1 protein-coding gene is annotated in these 1,991 nt (G+C 72.0%); it reads left to right on the top strand.

Annotated features, from left to right (window positions below):
- Positions 1–50: 50 nt before the first annotated feature.
- The gene (recJ, locus tag AC27IO_RS23475; RefSeq protein ID WP_498741073.1) at positions 51–1,727 is read left to right on the top strand and encodes a single-stranded-DNA-specific exonuclease RecJ; all 1,677 of its coding nucleotides are present in this window, start codon (positions 51–53) and stop codon (positions 1,725–1,727) included.
- Positions 1,728–1,991: the final 264 nt, after the last annotated feature.

Below are 1,991 nucleotides of genomic sequence, written 5' to 3'. Positions count from 1 at the left end.
GCGGCTGGCCGGCTGCCGCACACGCTGGTGCTGGTGGGCGCGACGATCCCATGCGCGACGAAGCCCTCGCCTACGCCAACCGGCTGCAGGCGGCGGGACTGGAAGTCACGCAGCACGTGTTCGCCAAGGCGAACCAGTGGCCCGATGCCCTGCTGCAGCCCGGTTCGGGCGAATGCCCCTGTGCGCCCGAGGTTCAGGCGCAGTTCAGCCGTTCGCAGGACCGCCGCCTCGTCGTGGTGGCCGACTACGACTGCGACGGCGCCACCGCCTGCGCCGTGGCCGTGCGCGGCCTGCGCCTGCTGGGCGCGCGGCAGGTGGACTACCTGGTGCCCGACCGCGTGGCGGACGGCTACGGCCTCACCCCCAGCATCGCGCGCCGCGTGCACGAGCGCGGCGCCGACATGCTCATCACCGTGGACAACGGCATCGCCAGCGTGGACGGCGTGGCCGAGGCCAAGGCGCTGGGCCTGCAGGTGCTCGTCACCGACCACCACCTGCCCGGCCCCGCGCTGCCGCTGGCCGATGCCATGGTCAACCCCAACCAGCCCGGCTGCAGCTTCGAAAGCAAATCCATCGCCGGCGTGGGCGTCATGTTCTACGTGCTGATGGCGCTGCGCGCCGAGCTGCGCGAACGCGGCGTGTTCGACAAGGCCAGCCAGCCCAAACTGGAGCCGCTGCTGCCGCTCGTCGCGCTGGGCACCGTGGCCGACGTGGTGCGCCTCGACAGCAACAACCGCCGCCTGGTGGCCCAGGGCCTGCGCCGCATCCGCGCGGGCGCCATGCCGGCGGGCATCGCCGCGCTGTTCGACGCCGCGGGCCGCAAGGCGCCCGTGGCGACCACCTTCGACTTCGGCTTCGCCCTGGGGCCGCGCATCAACGCCGCGGGTCGCCTGGCGGACATGACGCTGGGCATCGAATGCCTGCTGACGGACGACCCCGGCCGCGCCGCGGAACTCGCCCGCACGCTCGATGCCATCAACCGCGAGCGCCGCGATATCGAGGGCGGCATGCGCGAGCAGGCGCTGCTCATGGCCGAGAGCCTGTTCGAGGAAGGCACCGAGCCCCCGCCGGCCATCAGCGTGTTCGACCCCGACTTCCACGAAGGCGTGGTGGGCATCGTCGCCTCGCGCATCAAGGACAAGCTGCACCGCCCGACCTTCGTCTTCGCCGCCAGCGCCGCGCCGGGCAAGGGGCACGAACTCAAGGGCTCGGGGCGGTCCATTCCAGGCTTTCACCTGCGCGATGCGCTCGACCTCGTGGCCAAGCGCCACCCGGGCACGCTGCTCAAGTTCGGCGGCCATGCCATGGCGGCCGGCTGCACGGTGGCCGAGGAACACTTCTCCACCTTCGAGCGCGCCTTCGCCCAGGTCGCCCAGGAGTGGCTGGACGCCGCCACGCTCACCCGCCGTCTCGACACCGACGGGCCCCTGGCCCCCGAATACTGCCGCGCGGACATGGTGGACACCCTGCACCGCGAGGTCTGGGGCCAGGGCTTTGCGCCGCCCACCTTCAGCGAAGAGGTCGAGGTGCTGTCGCAGCGCCTGGTGGGCGAGAACAAGCACCACCTGTCGCTCAAGCTGCTGCACCAGGGCCAGCCGGTGGATGGCATCTGGTTCGGCCACACCGAGCAGCTGCCCTCGCGCGTGCTGCTGGCGTTCCGGCTGGACGTGAACGAGTGGAAGGGCGAGCGGCGGGTGCAGTTTCTGGTGGAAGGCGCGCAGCTTTGAGGGGGCCGCGCCGGGCCATCGTGCGGCCCGGCGGGCACAGGCGCTGCCGGGGCCCATTCATGGGGAAACAGGCCTCACGCCGGCGGATCGATTGCCTGATTAGCTATCAATTTTGTAGCAAACAGCCCCTGCCGCGTTGAGCGCCCGGGTGCCGGGCGCCGGGGCCTGCGCCTGGCTTGGCCCGCACCCGGCCTCCCGGCTTTTCAGAACGTTTCCCAGTCGTCCTCGGAGCCGGACGCCGACCGCGCCGCGGCCGGGCGCGGC

This window comes from Acidovorax sp. KNOB132 (genome assembly GCF_057541515.1).
The sequence above is the reverse complement of the archived record's forward strand: the minus strand, read 5'-3'. Positions and strand labels throughout refer to the sequence as shown.

Coding starts and splice junctions, on each gene's coding strand:
- recJ (WP_498741073.1), top strand. CDS start 51: ATGCGCGACGAAGCCCTCGCCTACGCCAACCGGCTGCAGGCGGCGGGA.